Here is a 1095-nt window from a genome sequence, read left to right as displayed (position 1 = left end):
GTTCATACTGATTCGCGTAAGACGCGTCGGGCGATCTCCTCGACCTGTTCGACGGTCAGCACCGGCGCGTCGGGCTCGCGGACGGTTCGGGTGAGGATGCGCTGGATCAGCGCCGAAGTGGGGATGTGCTCGGCAGCGGCCCGTGCCTTGAGAGCGACCGGTCGCTCACCCGAGGCGACAGCCGGGCCACCACGACGCCTGAATTCCGGAAATCACTCTCGGTAGTCAGGGGAAAACAGGCCTTCAAGCCGCGATTAAGATCAAGTCGATGGCGTTGGTCAGTGTACCGTCCGCATCATGCTGGGAACATGGATCTTGACAAAGTTGATTATGATTGGGCAGGCTCCTGACCTGCCCCAACAGCCCGATTCCAACTCCTGCTCAGGGTCCCGGCGCGAGGCGGCGGTGCACTGACCGCTGGTGACCGTCCCCTGCGGCGTCCGTAGAGCGGATCCCATTCGATCTGAACACCGTCAGGAACGAGTAGTAGGTACTGTCCCCACCGATCGTCTTCAGTTCGGTCATCTGTAGGTTAGCCGTGCTGGCTTGGCGAATCACCTCGAACGGATCCACCGGCCTTGTGCGCAGCGCGACGATTGTTCCGTCTACCCACACCTTGTACAATGGGGCGTCGCGAGTGTATCCAGGGTTAATATCGGTGATGATTAGTGACCCATCGGGACTCAGTAGTCGCTCCAACAGGGCAAAGTCCGGTGGTTCCGCCATCGAAGACAGCACCAAGGACATTACGATTACATCGTAGGAGCCGGCATCCAGCTGGGGCAGCGCTCGATTCAGGTCATCAACCACGACCTCTGATTTCCGCCCCAGCGGGTAGCCACAAAGATTCCGTCGAAATTCGGCCGCCATTGCCGGACAGCTGTCGATGTACGTCCAGGTTATCTCCTCTTCATTGAAGAAATGGATTGCTATCAACTTACCGGTACCTCCGCCAAGATCAAGTATTCGTAGTATAGACTTTTGTTCTCGAATTGTCTGCAACTGCGCAACCGTAGTCAGGTGGGTCGACACCAGGTTCCCGGAGTTACGTAGATCGTAATTTGACGCGATCTCCTGGTAGAAATCCTGGGCCCG

1 protein-coding gene is annotated in these 1095 nt (G+C 57.6%); it reads right to left on the bottom strand.

The genetic code is table 11. The features are described 5' to 3' along the window. Positions 1-381 precede the first annotated feature (381 nt). A partial coding sequence (locus tag MJ783_RS08745; RefSeq protein WP_239309875.1) for a class I SAM-dependent methyltransferase occupies positions 382-1095 on the bottom strand: 714 nt, incomplete at its 5' end.

Source organism: Protofrankia sp. Cj3 (assembly GCF_917627355.1).
GTDB lineage: Bacteria > Actinomycetota > Actinomycetes > Frankiales > Frankiaceae > Protofrankia.
Note: the sequence above shows the minus strand (reverse complement) of the source record. Positions and strands in the feature narration are given on the sequence as shown.